The sequence below is a fragment of the Pseudocitrobacter sp. 2023LY-00077 genome, from assembly GCF_055796175.1.
The window spans coordinates 131058-145414 of sequence record NZ_JBSPEI010000011.1; the positions used below are offsets into that span (position 1 = coordinate 131058).

At 54.8% G+C, this 14357-nt stretch carries 13 protein-coding genes; 3 read left to right on the forward strand and 10 right to left on the reverse strand.

The annotated features are described in order from the left end of the window. Window positions 1-78: 78 nt before the first annotated feature. The 8 genes from fabF to yceD form a co-directional block, all read right to left on the reverse strand. Window positions 79-1320 (reverse strand): beta-ketoacyl-ACP synthase II, encoded by a 1242-nt coding sequence (gene fabF / locus ACWWFX_RS15550; protein ID WP_473224197.1) that lies wholly within the window; start codon window positions 1318-1320, stop codon window positions 79-81. Between the two features lie 88 nt (window positions 1321-1408). Further along, window positions 1409-1645, reverse strand: coding sequence for an acyl carrier protein (acpP, locus tag ACWWFX_RS15555; protein ID WP_003857954.1), 237 nt, complete (start codon window positions 1643-1645; stop codon window positions 1409-1411). A gap of 209 nt (window positions 1646-1854) precedes the next feature. Next, complete coding sequence (gene fabG, locus ACWWFX_RS15560) at window positions 1855-2589, reverse strand: 3-oxoacyl-ACP reductase FabG (RefSeq protein ID WP_015964856.1); 735 nt, start codon at window positions 2587-2589, stop codon at window positions 1855-1857. 11 nt (window positions 2590-2600) lie between these two features. Beyond that, window positions 2601-3530, reverse strand: coding sequence for an ACP S-malonyltransferase (fabD, locus tag ACWWFX_RS15565; RefSeq protein ID WP_473224198.1), 930 nt, complete (start codon window positions 3528-3530; stop codon window positions 2601-2603). A gap of 16 nt (window positions 3531-3546) precedes the next feature. Beyond that, window positions 3547-4500, reverse strand: a complete 954-nt coding sequence (locus tag ACWWFX_RS15570) for a beta-ketoacyl-ACP synthase III (protein WP_015964858.1) — start codon at window positions 4498-4500, stop codon at window positions 3547-3549. 60 nt (window positions 4501-4560) lie between these two features. Next, window positions 4561-5619: a phosphate acyltransferase PlsX gene (gene plsX / locus ACWWFX_RS15575; protein WP_149464701.1), complete on the reverse strand. Its 1059-nt coding sequence runs from the start codon at window positions 5617-5619 to the stop codon at window positions 4561-4563. A gap of 80 nt (window positions 5620-5699) precedes the next feature. Then, the gene (gene rpmF, locus ACWWFX_RS15580) at window positions 5700-5873 is read right to left on the reverse strand and encodes a 50S ribosomal protein L32 (RefSeq protein ID WP_002440227.1); all 174 of its coding nucleotides are present in this window, start codon (window positions 5871-5873) and stop codon (window positions 5700-5702) included. 16 nt (window positions 5874-5889) lie between these two features. Next, window positions 5890-6411 (reverse strand): 23S rRNA accumulation protein YceD, encoded by a 522-nt coding sequence (gene yceD / locus ACWWFX_RS15585; RefSeq protein WP_276220204.1) that lies wholly within the window; start codon window positions 6409-6411, stop codon window positions 5890-5892. Between the two features lie 142 nt (window positions 6412-6553). On the opposite strand from yceD, the gene ACWWFX_RS15590 reads away from it, so the two are divergent. Beyond that, window positions 6554-7138, forward strand: coding sequence for a Maf family protein (locus ACWWFX_RS15590; RefSeq protein WP_473224199.1), 585 nt, complete (start codon window positions 6554-6556; stop codon window positions 7136-7138). Window positions 7139-7183: 45 nt separating this feature from the next. Here ACWWFX_RS15590 and rluC read toward each other — a convergent pair whose 3' ends face one another. Beyond that, window positions 7184-8143 carry a 23S rRNA pseudouridine(955/2504/2580) synthase RluC gene (gene rluC, locus ACWWFX_RS15595; protein ID WP_231827666.1) on the reverse strand — a complete coding sequence of 320 codons (960 nt, stop codon included), beginning with the start codon at window positions 8141-8143 and terminating at the stop codon, window positions 7184-7186. A 696-nt stretch (window positions 8144-8839) separates the two neighbouring features. Here rluC and rne point away from each other — a divergent pair. Beyond that, window positions 8840-12064 carry a ribonuclease E gene (gene rne / locus ACWWFX_RS15600; RefSeq protein ID WP_473224200.1) on the forward strand — a complete coding sequence of 1075 codons (3225 nt, stop codon included), beginning with the start codon at window positions 8840-8842 and terminating at the stop codon, window positions 12062-12064. 43 nt (window positions 12065-12107) lie between these two features. On the opposite strand, the gene ACWWFX_RS15605 is transcribed toward rne, so the two are convergent. Beyond that, window positions 12108-13037, reverse strand: coding sequence for a LysR family transcriptional regulator (locus ACWWFX_RS15605; RefSeq protein WP_473224201.1), 930 nt, complete (start codon window positions 13035-13037; stop codon window positions 12108-12110). Window positions 13038-13146: 109 nt separating this feature from the next. Between ACWWFX_RS15605 and ACWWFX_RS15610 the strand changes: the two genes are divergently transcribed. Continuing rightward, window positions 13147-14352: an MFS transporter gene (locus ACWWFX_RS15610; protein ID WP_473224202.1), complete on the forward strand. Its 1206-nt coding sequence runs from the start codon at window positions 13147-13149 to the stop codon at window positions 14350-14352. Window positions 14353-14357: the final 5 nt, after the last annotated feature.

Here is a 14357-nt window from a genome sequence, read left to right on the forward strand (position 1 = left end):
AACTGAAGATAAAAAAAGACCCGCAGAGCGGGCCTTCTTAAACGGTCTTTCTGTCAGCGAGCGTGCCCGCCGTCAGCGTTAGATCTTTTTGAAGATCAACGAGCCGTTGGTGCCGCCGAAGCCGAAGGAGTTACACAGGGTGTATTCCATTCCGCTTACCTGACGGGCTTCGTGAGGAACGAAGTCCAGATCGCAACCTTCATCCGGGTTATCCAGGTTGATGGTTGGCGGTACAGCCTGATCGCGCAGCGCGAGAATGGAGTAGATTGATTCTACCGCTCCCGCCGCACCTAACAGGTGACCGGTCATGGATTTCGTCGAGCTCACCATTACGCGGCTGGCAGCATCACCGAAGACAGATTTCACTGCCTGCGCTTCTGCTTTATCGCCCGCCGGCGTCGAGGTACCGTGTGCGTTGACGTAGCCAATCTGGCTCGGTTCAAGCGCCGCATCACGCAGTGCATTGACCATCGCCAGCGCAGCACCTGCGCCATCTTCCGGCGGTGACGTCATATGGTAAGCATCGCTGCTCATACCAAAGCCGACAACTTCAGCGTAGATTTTCGCGCCGCGTTTTTTCGCATGCTCGTACTCTTCGAGTACCACCATACCTGCACCGTCGCCCAGCACGAAGCCATCACGCTCTTTATCCCACGGACGGCTCGCCGCCTGCGGATTCTCGTTATGAGTAGAGAGTGCACGCGCTGCGCCAAAGCCACCCACACCGAGCGGGGTACTGGCTTTTTCTGCGCCGCCAGCCACCATCGCGTCTGCATCGCCATAAGCGATGATACGTGCAGCATGGCCGATGTTATGTACGCCTGAAGTACAAGCCGTTGCGATAGAGATACTTGGCCCACGCAAACCAAACATGATGGTCAGATGACCGGCCACCATATTAACAATTGTGGATGGAACAAAGAACGGGCTGATCTTACGCGGTCCGCCTTTGACAAGCGAACTGTGGTTTTCTTCGATCAAGCCGAGACCACCGATACCGGAACCAATAGCGGCACCGATGCGGGTTGCGTTCTCTTCCGTCACTTCAAGGTCAGAATCCTGCATGGCCTGTACGCCAGCGACAATTCCATATTGAATGAAGGCATCCATCTTGCGCTGTTCTTTGCGCGAGATAATGTCATCACAGTTAAAATCCTTTACTAAGCCAGCAAATTTCGTTGCATAGGCGCTAGTATCGAAATGGTCGATCAGGCTGATGCCACTCTGACCGGCAAGGAGAGCTTTCCAGGTAGACTCTACGGTATTGCCGACAGGAGACAACATGCCCAGTCCGGTCACAACTACACGACGCTTAGACACGGTTGTCCTCCAGGGAGGGAAAAAATAAGATTCGTTGGGATAAAAAGATAAAACTCAGGCGGTCGAATGACCGCCTGGAGATGTTCACTTACGCCTGGTGGCCGTTGATGTAATCAATGGCAGCCTGAACGGTGGTGATTTTCTCAGCTTCTTCGTCCGGAATCTCAGTATCAAACTCTTCTTCCAGAGCCATTACCAGCTCAACGGTGTCAAGAGAATCTGCGCCCAGGTCTTCAACGAAGGAAGCGGAGTTCACAACTTCTTCCTGCTTAACGCCCAGCTGTTCGCCGATAATTTTCTTAACGCGTTCTTCGATAGTGCTCATACTCTTAAATTTCCTATCAAAACTCGCTTTCGCGATGGTTTTCGTAGTGTATAAAATGTTGAAAAATTTGCAACTAAATCCCGGCAGGTCTTACCACGATTTTACGTTATTTTGAGGCCATACCCCCCTATAACGCAAATCATTTTGCACTAATTATGCCCAGAACTACGTAGACTGCGCGCATCCTGAGCATTTTGTGCAAATCGCGGTCAGACCATGTACATCCCGCCGTTCACATGCAAAGTTTCACCCGTGATGTAAGCTGCTTCGTCGGATGCCAGGAATGCAACCGCGTTGGCGATTTCCTGTGCGCCGCCGAGGCGACCCGCAGGAACCTGCGCCAGGATACCCGCACGCTGGTCATCAGACAGCGCACGCGTCATGTCCGTTTCAATAAAGCCCGGAGCAACAACGTTCACCGTAATGCCGCGAGACGCAATTTCACGCGCCAGCGACTTACTGAAACCGATCAGACCTGCTTTCGCCGCAGCGTAGTTAGCCTGACCAGCATTTCCCATGGTACCAACCACAGAACCGATAGTAATAATACGACCGTGACGCTTTTTCATCATAGCGCGCATTACTGCTTTTGACAGACGGAAAACTGATGAAAGATTGGTTTCGATGATATCGTTCCACTCATCGTCTTTCATGCGCATTAACAGATTATCACGTGTAATCCCGGCATTATTGACCAGAATGTCCACTTCGCCAAATTCTGCGCGAATATTTTCCAGAACAGATTCGATAGATGCCGGGTCGGTCACATTCAACATCAGACCTTTACCGTTCGCACCCAGGTAGTCGCTAATCGCCTGCGCGCCGCTTTCGCTGGTCGCAGTGCCGATAACTTTCGCGCCGCGAGCGACGAGAGTTTCAGCGATTGCGCGGCCAATACCGCGGCTTGCACCTGTTACCAGGGCAATTTTTCCTTCAAAGCTCATGCGTTCCTCTTTTATTGCGCAAGTGCCGCTGACAGGGCTTCCGGCTCGTTAATCGCCGATGCCGTCAGGGTATCTACAATACGTTTAGTCAGACCGGTAAGCACTTTGCCCGGGCCAACTTCATACAGGTGCTCAACACCTTTCGCCGCCATCAGCTCCACGCTCTTCGTCCACTGAACCGGGCTATACAGCTGGCGGATCAGGGCATCACGAATCGCGTCTGGCGCGGTTTCACACTGCACATCCACGTTATTGATTACCGGGATCTGCGGTGCGTTGAAGGTAATGTTTGCCAGCTCAACGGCCAGTTTTTCAGCTGCAGGCTTCATCAGCGCGCAGTGAGACGGCACGCTAACAGGCAGCGGCAGCGCACGTTTTGCGCCTGCGGCTTTACAGGCAGCGCCTGCGCGTTCAACGGCTTCTTTATGACCAGCGATAACCACCTGGCCCGGTGAGTTAAAGTTCACCGGAGAAACCACTTGCCCTTCGGCAGACTCTTCACAGGCTTTGGCAATAGACGCGTCGTCCAGGCCAATGATAGCGGACATGCCGCCGGTACCTGCCGGAACTGCTTCCTGCATAAACTTGCCGCGCAGTTCTACCAGACGAACAGCATCAGCGAAATCAATGACGCCAGCGCAAACCAGCGCAGAATATTCACCCAGGCTATGACCTGCCATCAGAACCGGCGCTTTACCGCCCTGCTGCTGCCACAAACGGTACAGCGCAACGGATGCGGTCAGCAGCGCAGGCTGTGTCTGCCAGGTTTTGTTCAGTTCTTCCGCCGGGCCCTGCTGGGTCAATGCCCACAGATCATAACCCAGTGCGTCAGACGCTTCACGGAAAGTCTCTTCAATAATTGGGTAGGTTGCCGCTAATTCGGACAACATGCCAACCGTTTGAGAACCCTGCCCAGGGAACACAAAAGCAAATTGCGTCATTTTTTTATCCTTATACTTAAAAACGAACCAGTGCAGAGCCCCAGGTGAACCCGCCACCAAAGGCTTCCAGCAGCACCAGCTGCCCGCGCTTAATACGACCATCGCGCACGGCTTCATCAAATGCGCACGGCACAGAGGCCGCAGAGGTATTGCCGTGACGATCCAGCGTCACCACGACGTTGTCCATTGGCATGCCGAGTTTTCTCGCCGTCGCGCTGATGATACGCAGGTTGGCCTGATGCGGCACTAACCAGTCGAGTTCAGCACGGTCAAGATTGTTGGCCGCCAGCGTCTCTTCGACGATGTGTGCCAGTTCAGTGACCGCAACCTTGAACACTTCGTTCCCGGCCATGGTCAGATAAATGGAATTTTCTGGATTAACGCGATCGGCGTTAGGCAGCGTCAGCAGGTCGCCATAGCTTCCGTCTGCGTGCAGGTGGGTGGAGATGATTCCCTGTTCTTCGGACTGACCAAGAACCACGGCGCCCGCGCCGTCACCGAAAATAATGATCGTGCCGCGATCGGTCGGATCGCAGGTACGCGCCAGCACATCAGAGCCGATCACCAGCGCATTTTTAACCGCACCGGATTTAACATACTGGTCCGCTACGCTCAGGGCATAGGTGAAACCCGCACAGGCCGCAGCGACGTCAAACGCCGGGCAGCCTTTGATGCCTAACATGCTCTGAATTTGGCAGGCAGCGCTGGGGAAAGCGTGCGTTGCAGAGGTGGTAGCAACAACGATCAAGCCGATATCATTTTTATCCACGCCCGCCATTTCCAGCGCGCGCTGAGCAGCTTCAAAGCCCATTGTTGCAACGGATTCATCCGGGCCTGCAATACGGCGTTCACGGATACCTGTGCGCGTGACAATCCACTCGTCAGTCGTATCCACCATTTTTTCCAGGTCGGCGTTCGTACGCACTTGCTTGGGCAGATAACTGCCGGTACCAATAATCTTCGTATACATGTACGCTCAATCTTATCCGGTAATATACCCATCAGCCTGGCACATCAGCACGTCGCCCGCTTACTTTGCGTCGCCGTCCTGCGGCTTAAAACCAGCCGGGTATAACAATTCCAGGCGAGCGGCAATCCGCTGAGGGACTTGTCGCTGCACCGCCTGCACTGCCTGTTCGATCGCCACGCAAAATGCGCGTTGATTCGCCGCACCATGACTCTTAATCACCGTGCCGCGTAATCCTAACAGACAGGCACCATTATACTGGTCGGGGTTGAGGTGACTGAATCGCCGGGTCAGACTTTTTTGTAACCAACGTTTTAATAAAATCAGCCACCACGCCGTTTTTTTCCCCTCGCCCTGCGATTTCAGCAGCGAAAGGAACATTCTGACAACCCCTTCCATGGTTTTTAGCGTGACGTTACCTGTAAACCCGTCACAAACCAATACATCTGTTTTCCCGGTCAGCAATTCGTTCGCTTCCAGGTAGCCAATATAGTTCAGAGACGGCAATGTTTTTAGTTTCTGTGAAGCATCGCGAATGCTGTCCAGCCCTTTCGTCTCTTCTTCACCGATATTTAGCAGCGCCACGCGAGGGTTTTCAATGCCAACCACTTCTTCCGCGAGCACCGAGCCCATCACCGCAAACTGAACCAACATTGTGCTATCACAATCAACGTTAGCGCCCAGATCGAGCACCACCGTTTTCCCCTTCTGCTGATGCGGTAATACCGTCACCAGCGCCGGGCGCTCAATCCCCTGTAGCGGTTTGAGCAGTAATTTTGCCAGCCCCATCAGCGCACCGGTATTCCCGGCGCTAACACAAGCTTCGGCTCGCCCTTCTTTCACAAGCTCCAGCGCCACACGCATCGATGTTCCGCGACTGTTGCGGATGGCGTGCGAAGGCCGTGCATCACTGGCAATAACTGACTGGGCAGGGATAATCTGCAGACGAGAACGTGTCTCAAAATCAGCTTTGGCGAGTAATGGCGTAATATCGTCGGGGTTACCGACCAGAAGAAGTGTGAGTTGCGAATAGGAATTCAGTGCCTGCAGTGCTGCAGGCACTGTCACGGTAGGGCCAAAATCTCCCCCCATGACATCTAACGCCAGGGTTAGATGTGTCAAGGTTATCGTCGCCGCTCGGTTTGGATGTTCCCTGTCGAAGCAGGGAACGCCTCACTAAGCTTCACCACGCTTTCGCGTGATTACTTAGCGATAACCTTGCGACCGCGGTAGAAACCGTCGGCAGTGATGTGGTGACGCAGGTGGGATTCACCAGAAGTCTTGTCTACAGACAGGCTGGTAACTGCAGTCAGCGCGTCATGGGAACGACGCATGCCACGTTTGGAACGGGTTGGTTTGTTTTGTTGTACGGCCATGGACCTTACTCCTCAATTACTTACGCTTTAAGCTGGCTAATACGGCAAATGGGTTTGGCTTCTGCGCCTCTTCAGGCAATTCACCAAAGACCATGTCCGCCTCGGACACTTCACAGTGTTCAGAATCATGCACCGGAACCACTGGCAAGGCGAGGATGATTTCATCTTCAACCACCGCCAGCAGATCGATTTCACCGAATTCGTTAACCTCAATCGGCTCATACGCTTCCGGGAGTGCTTCAACCTGATCATCATTTTTGACCGGGCTGAAACAATACTTTGTGTAAACCTGGTGAGTAAACGGTTTCCCGCAACGCTGACATTCCAGCGATACCGTCACCTTCGCATCACCGGTCAGAACCGCGAGGCGTTGGTTATCGATAGCGAAGGACATCTCGCATTCTACATCACTGTCTACACTGACTACGGACGCGGCGACGCGCTCCGCTTGATCGGGGGTATAGATACCCTGGTAATCAAGGCGTTTTTGAGCCGTACGAACCGGGTCGAGAGTCAGGGGTAATTTTACCTTTTGCATAGGGCGCGCATATTAACTTTGTAACGTCATAGAGTCAAAGAAAAAGGCAGCCTCAGGTTGCCTTTTGCCAATAATTCGCACACATTGCGGCGTGTAGTTTAAAATGTCGCAATCTAATTCGCCAGAGTTTACCTAAAAAATTATGCCTGAACTTATTTTAGCCTCCACATCGCCATACCGTCGCCTGCTGTTAGAGAAACTCGGCATCCCTTTCACCTGTGCCGCGCCGGAAGTCGATGAGCTGCCGCTGCCCGCCGAAACGCCGCGCCATCTGGTGCTACGTCTGGCACAGGCGAAAGCGCAGGCGCTGGCCGAGCGATTTCCGCATCACCTGATTATTGGTTCTGACCAGGTTTGCGTGCTGGATGGCGAAATAACCGGCAAACCGCACACGGAAGAAAACGCGCGTAAACAATTAAAGAAAGCCAGTGGCAATATTGTGACCTTTTATACGGGTCTGGCGCTTTATAATTCTGTTAATGGTCAGTTACAAACTGAATGCGAACCTTTTGACGTCCATTTTCGTCACCTGACTGAGCAAGAAATAAACCATTACGTGCAGAAAGAGAGCCCGCTAAATTGTGCTGGCAGTTTCAAAAGCGAAGGGCTCGGCATCGCGCTGTTTGAACGCCTCGAAGGGCGCGACCCCAACACGCTGGTTGGGCTGCCGCTGATTGCGCTGTGCCAGATGCTGCGTCGGGAAGGGGCTAATCCGTTAAGTATGTAGGCCGTACATCATAGACAGGAAGGGCAGCCTGACGCTGCCCTTCTTTTATTTGATATTCCGCAGCACCTGCAAACAGCGCTTCAGCGCGTTATCCATTGGCGCTTCTACGCGCATCACTTCGCCCGTGCCTGGGTGAGTGAATTTTAACGCCGCCGCGTGCAGGAACAGACGTTTCAGCCCGGTCCCCGCTTCGGTGAGCTGCTGATCGAATTCGCGGTCGCCGTAGCGATCGTCAAAAGCAATCGGATGACCTGCATGAAGGGTATGCACACGAATCTGGTGTGTACGCCCCGTCACCGGGCTACAGCGCACCAGCGTGGCGAACGCATAGCGCTCTTCCACTTTAAAACGCGTTTCCGACGGTTTCCCTTCCTGGCTGACACGCACAATACGCTCGCCGCTTTGCAGAATATTTTTCAGCAATGGCGCCTGCACCGCTTTGACATGTGACTGCCACTGACCGCGCACCAGCGCCAGATAATCTTTCTGCATCCCTTTTTCACGCAGCTGTTCATGCAGCGAACGCAGCGCAGAACGTTTTTTCGCCACCAGCAGCACGCCGGATGTATCACGGTCAAGACGATGGACCAGTTCCAGGAAGCGAGCTTCCGGGCGCAGCGCGCGCAGGCCTTCAATCACGCCGAAGCTCAAACCGCTACCACCGTGCACCGCCGTACCCGATGGCTTATTCAGCACCAGAATGTGTTCATCTTCATAAAGAATAACGTCGCTCAGCGCGGCCACTTTTTGCAGATGCGGTGAAACGGCGTCTTCTTCACGTTCCGCGACGCGCACTGGCGGGATACGCACTTCATCGCCCGCTTCCAGTTTGTATTCGGGTTTGATGCGTTTTTTGTTCACCCGCACTTCGCCCTTGCGCAGGATGCGGTAAATCATACTCTTCGGCACGCCCTTCAGTTGGGTGCGCAAAAAGTTATCAATTCGTTGCCCGGCTTCGTCAGCGCTAATGGCAACCATTTTTACGGTTGGAGTCTCAGTTTTCATGGTGGGCGATTCTAAATATCCCCGCTCAATAGCGCCACTCATTTTTCTGTGCTTATATTTATCATTGCCCTGACTCACGGTCTTCTTCACTGAATGCGTTGATGGTTATTAGAGCAATCTCAACGAGCAAGTGAAAAAACTGTGATTAACCGGGTGATAAAAGGTGAAAGTCAACTTGCTATAACAAGGTTAGCAAGGAATAATGAAGACGTTTTCCGTGTTCATCTTGTTAGTGCAAGGAATTAAACGGAATGACCAGTTTTGTCTGTCCGATCATCCACGCAGCAATGGCGTAAGACGTATTGATCTTTCAGACAGTTAGCGGGCTGCGGGTTGCAGTCCTTACCGGTAGATACTTTACTGGATTTCACCCAACAGAATGACGGCAAGCCGGGCGTCCCCGGAAGCTTACCTAAGTCAAAGCAACTGGGGTAAGCAGGCGAAGCCACGCGTCTGTTGAGTGAATGACGATGAGTATAAATGGAATCTTCTCTGGAGAGTTATCCCAGGCTGTTCCCCTGATAATTGCGCTGTGTTTCCGTTTGAAATACAGGCTACCGACACTCTGCGCCTCTTAAGCGAGCGACAACCGTGAGGTTGGCGACGTGAACAGTCACGAGGCCATCGGTTTACCCCGGAAAGGTATCACTCTGCTCGCAGCTTAGTCGTCAATGTAAGAATAATGAGTAAGTTACGATGAAAAGAATGTTAATCAACGCAACTCAGCAGGAAGAGTTGCGTGTCGCCCTCGTTGATGGGCAGCGTCTGTATGATCTGGATATCGAAAGCCCAGGTCATGAACAGAAAAAAGCGAACATCTACAAAGGCAAAATTACCCGCATTGAACCGAGTCTTGAAGCAGCGTTTGTCGATTACGGCGCTGAACGTCACGGTTTCCTCCCCCTCAAAGAAATTGCCCGCGAATACTTCCCTGCTAACTACAGCGCACATGGCCGTCCGAACATCAAAGACGTGCTGCGTGAAGGTCAGGAAGTGATTGTTCAGATTGATAAAGAAGAACGCGGCAATAAAGGCGCTGCGCTGACGACCTTTATCAGCCTGGCGGGTAGCTATCTGGTGCTGATGCCGAACAACCCGCGTGCGGGCGGAATCTCTCGCCGTATCGAAGGCGACGATCGCACTGAACTGAAAGAAGCGCTGGCAAGCCTTGAGCTGCCGGATGGCATGGGGCTTATCGTTCGCACCGCAGGCGTTGGCAAATCTGCCGAAGCATTGCAGTGGGATTTAAGCTTCCGCCTGAAACACTGGGAAGCCATCAAAAAAGCCGCTGAAAGCCGCCCTGCGCCGTTCCTGATTCACCAGGAAAGCAACGTTATTGTGCGTGCCTTCCGCGACTACCTGCGCCAGGACATCGGTGAAATCCTCATCGACAACCCGAAAGTGCTGGAGCTGGCTCGCCAGCATATCTCCGCGCTGGGCCGTCCGGATTTCAGCAGCAAAATCAAACTGTACACCGGTGAAATCCCGCTGTTCAGCCACTATCAAATCGAATCGCAGATCGAATCCGCTTTCCAGCGTGAAGTTCGCCTGCCGTCCGGTGGTTCTATCGTTATCGATAGCACCGAAGCGCTGACCGCTATCGACATCAACTCCGCACGAGCCACCCGCGGCGGCGATATCGAAGAAACCGCGTTCAACACTAACCTTGAAGCCGCCGATGAAATTGCCCGCCAGCTGCGCCTGCGCGACCTGGGCGGTCTGATCGTTATCGACTTCATTGATATGACGCCGGTACGCCACCAGCGCGCGGTAGAAAACCGTCTGCGTGAAGCGGTGCGTCAGGACCGTGCGCGTATCCAAATCAGCCACATCTCTCGCTTTGGTCTGCTGGAAATGTCGCGTCAGCGTCTGAGCCCTTCACTGGGTGAATCCAGCCATCACGTCTGCCCGCGCTGCTCCGGTACCGGTACCGTGCGTGACAACGAATCCATGGCGCTCTCTATTCTGCGTCTGATTGAAGAAGAAGCGCTGAAAGAGAACACCAAAGAAGTTCACGCCATCGTCCCTGTGCCGATTGCGTCTTACCTGCTGAACGAAAAACGTGCCGCTGTGAGCGCTATTGAAACCCGTCAGGGTGGCGATGTTCGCTGCATCATCGTGCCGAACGATCAGATGGAAACGCCGCACTATCACGTACTGCGCGTGCGTAAAGGTGAAGAGACCTCAACCCTGAGCTATCTTCTGCCGAAACTGCACGAAGAAGAGATGGCGCTGCCGTCTGAAGATGAGCCTGCTGAACGTAAACTGCCTGAACAACCGGCTCTCGCGACCTTTGTGATGCCGGAAGTTCCGCCGGAACCGACGACTGAAAAACCAGCAGTTTCTGCGCCGACCGCAGTCAAAACGGCCGCCGTTGCTGCACCTGCCGCACCGGGCCTGCTGTCTCGCTTCTTCAGCGCGCTGAAAAACCTGTTTGGCGGTAGCGAAGAACCCGTTGTCGAGCCGCAGCCGGAGAAGAAAGAAGAGAAACCTGCTCGCCAGCAGGAGCGTCGCAAGCCGCGTCAAAACAACCGTCGCGATCGTAATGACCGCAACGACCGAGGCGATCGTGGCGACCGCAACGAACGTCGTGATAACAACCGTGGCGATAACGAAGGACGCGAAGCCCGCGAACCGCGTGAAGGCCGCGAAGGTCGTGAAGACAACCGTCGCAATCGTCGCGAAAAACCGCAGCAAAATGCGGAAACGCGCGACAACCGTCAGCAGAACATCGCTGAAGATGGCGATAAAGCAAAATCCCGCGACGAGCAGCAGCCGCGCCGTGAACGTAACCGTCGTCGTAACAACGACGAAAAACGTCAGACGCAGCAGGAAGCGAAACCGCAGGTTCGTGAAGATATCGTTGCCGACGACAATGCGCAGGAAGAACGCGTTCAGACCATGCCGCGTCGTAAGCAACGTCAGCTGACGCAGAAAATCCGCATTGAAACAGCGGAAGAAACGGCGGCACGCGAAACCTTCGAAGACGATATCCCGCAGGAAACTGTCGCACCACGTACCGAGCTGGCGAAAGTCGATCTGCCTGCTGTCGTTGAAAGCGCACCGGTTCAGGCCGAGCACGATGACAACGGCGAAGCACGTGATGCCGCGGGTATGCCGCGTCGTTCACGCCGTTCCCCGCGTCATCTGCGCGTGAGCGGTCAGCGTCGTCGTCGCTATCGTGACGAGCGTTATCCGACCCAGTCTCCGATGCCGCTGACCGTAGCGTGCGCATCGCCGGAACTGGCGTCAGGTAAAGTGTGGATCCGTTACCCGGTAACCCGTCCGCAGGATCAGGTTGTTGAAGAACAACGCGAGCAGGACGTCGTGGTTCAGGAAACCATTGAGCAGGTTGTTGCGCCAGTCGCGGCCACTGAACCTGTGGTTGCTGAAACCATCGTTGCCGAAGCACCCGTTGCCCCGGTAGAAACCGTTGAACCTGTTGCCCAACCGCAGCCTGTTGCTGAAATCGTTGAGCCAGTGGTTGAAACCAGCCATCCGGAAGTGATTGAAGCGCCGGTGACTGAACAGCCACAAATCATCGCCGAAGAAGACGCTGTGGTTGCGCAGGAAGTGGTTGAGGAAGTGCAGCCTGCCGCAGTTGAGCCGGAAGCGCCGGTTGCAGAAGTGGTTGCTGAAACCGCTGCGCCGGTTGAAGCGCCAGTGGTCGAAGAAGCACCGGTTGCCGTCGCCGAGCCAGAAGTGGTGGCTAATCCTGTTGTCGAAACTGCACCTGCTGCGGCCCATCACGCCAGCGCGCCGATGACTCGAGCACCGGCTCCGGCTTATGTGCCGGAAGCGACGCGCCATAGCGACTGGGTTCGCCCGGCGTTCGGCTTCGACGGTAAAGGTGCTGCGGGTGGCCATAGCGCAACCCATCAGGCCTCTGCGGCGCCGACGCGTCCGCAGCCTGTTGAGTAACTTACACGCTAAAAAGCAAACCGGCCCCTGTGGCCGGTTTTTTTTATGCTTTTCCCGGTAGCTGCATCCCGGCAATTTTCGGCATGACTTCGCGCATCAAATCAAGAAACTTACGTAAGCGGGTCGGATAATAACGCGCCCACGGATAGACCAGATGAACAGGTAGCGCTGCCGCCTGCCAGTCCGGTAACAGTTCAACCAGCCTACCCTGCGCCAGATCCTCCTCCACCGTCCAGCTTGATACGATAGCTATCCCAAGCCCCGCCAGCGCAGCATTTTTGGCGACATACAGGCTGTCCGTACTCAGGCGCGGCACTAGTGAAAACGTCACGCTCTCCTCCTGATGACGCAGCGTGACATCATGCTGGTAGAAGGTACTGATCGCAATCCACGGCAATGTGGACATCATCTGCGGATGGGTGATTATCGGGTATTTTGCTAACAGTTCAGGAGAGGCCACCGTACAGCGCGGCACCTCGGCCAGCAGTACGGAGACGGTGGCCGGGTCAACTTCCGCCCCAACGCGGAGCGCACAATCAATATTGTCACTCATAAAGTCGACGTTTTTATCATTGAGCATCCATTCCACCGACAATTGTGGATGATCGGCCAGAAAACCAATCAGCGGCATCAACAGCTGCTCCTGGCCGAACGCATGCGGCGCGCGCACCCGTAGCGTGCCGACGGGCTGATCGTCCGTGAGCTGTAATTCATCTTCCAGCGCTAACCAGGCGTCCACGACCTGACGCGCGTGCTGATAACAGCGCTCGCCATCGTCAGTCAGTTTCATCGCATGCGTGGAGCGCAGAATCAATTTCGCCCCCAGCAGCGATTCCAGCGACTGTAAACGACGGCTGATGGTGGCCTGCGTTGTCTCCAGCTGACGGGCGGCAGCCGATAGCGAACCCGATTCGACAATGCGAATAAAGGTCCGCATCAGCTCAACCCTATCTATACGCTCCTGCTTCTTCATTAACCACTTACCTATACGTCAAACGTATAACTGTTTTACCACCACGCTGGCTACCGCGCCAGCGCGCTTCAGGGAAAAATAGCGCCATACCGAATCTGAGGAACACCTGATGAAAACACATGTTAATGCGGGCTGGCTTATCTTCATCCTTGCGCTCGGCGCAGGGTTTAGCGTCGCCGCCATCTACTACTCGCAGCCGCTGCTGCCGCTGATGGGCGACACCTTGCATCTGAATGTTGAAGGGATGGGGCTCATCCCTACTCTCACCCAGGCAGGCTACGCGCTGGGGATTTTATTTCTGCTGCCACTCGGCGACCGCTACGATCGTCGTACGCTGATCCTGTTGAAAAGCGTAATGCTGGCAGCCCTTCTGCTGATGTGCAGCGTGACGCAGCATTTTCATCCACTGTTAGTCGTCAGCCTGCTGATCGGCATGGCGGCAACGATGGCGCAGGATATCGTGCCTGCTGCCGCCATCCTCGCCCCAGCCGGGAAGCAGGGAAAAATGGTCGGCACCGTGATGACGGGGTTATTGCTGGGAATTTTGCTGTCGCGTACCGTGAGCGGCGTGATTGGCGAACTCTTCGGCTGGCGCGTGGTGTATCAGGCTGCAGCAGTGAGTATCGCGCTGATTGGCGTGCTGATGTGGCGCGTGCTGCCACGTTTTACCGCGCATTCCAGCCTGAACTATCCGGCATTAATGGTTTCACTGGTGCATCTGTGGCAACGTTATCCCACGTTACGCCGCGCAGCGCTGGCGCAGGGCTTGCTTTCAATTGCCTTCAGCGCATTCTGGTCAACGCTCGCGGTCATGCTGCTGGAACATCATCATATGGGCAGCGCCGTTGCGGGTGGTTTCGGGATTGCCGGTGCGGCGGGCGCCCTGGCCGCGCCGCTGGCCGGTGGGCTGGCAGATAAAGTTGGTGCCGAAAAAGTCACCCAGTTGGGTGCGGCACTGGTCACGGTTTCCTTTGCGCTGATGTTTATTCTGCCTGTTTTGCCACCATTGGCCCAACTGGCGTTAATCGCCCTCTCTGCCATTGGCTTCGACCTGGGCCTGCAATCAAGCCTGGTTGCGCACCAGAACCTGGTTTATAGCCTGGAGCCTCAGGCACGCGGTCGCCTGAACGCGCTGCTGTTTACGGTGGTATTTATCGGTATGGCGCTGGGGTCCGTTCTGGGTAGCCAATTGTATGCGCTGGCGGGTTGGGAAGGTGTTGTCGGGCTGGCGACGGTTGCGGGTGGCTGCGCGTGGGTGGTTCGTTGGCTGGAAACCCGACGGCTGCACCGCGCTGCGTTACAGCCAGGATTTTAATTCAT